The sequence below is a fragment of the Bradyrhizobium sp. Kon58 genome, from assembly GCF_055807455.1.
In genome coordinates, this window is sequence record NZ_JBVVOT010000413.1 from 1 (window position 1) to 277 (window position 277).

The 277-nt window shown below is 58.5% G+C and carries 1 protein-coding gene; it reads left to right on the top strand.

The window, feature by feature from the left end:
• Nucleotides 1-16: 16 nt before the first annotated feature.
• Nucleotides 17-277 (top strand): CheR family methyltransferase (locus AC0L20_RS40970; protein WP_473295821.1); only part of this gene is annotated, 261 nt, incomplete at its 3' end.

Consider the following 277-nt stretch of genomic DNA (forward strand, 5'->3'; position numbering starts at 1 on the left):
GTCGATCAAGATCTGGATCGCCGGCTGCAGCACCGGCGAGGAGGTGTACTCCATGGCGATCCTGCTGCGCGAGGAAGGTTTGCTCGAACGCACCATCATCTACGCCACCGACATCAATCCCGCCTCACTGGACAAAGCCAAGCAGGGCATCTTCTCCCTGGAGAACGTGCGCGCCTATACGGCGAACTATCAGCAGGCCGGTGGGCAACGTTCATTTGCCGACTACTACACCGCAGCTTACGATAACGCGATCTTCGACAAGACACTGCGCGAGAAC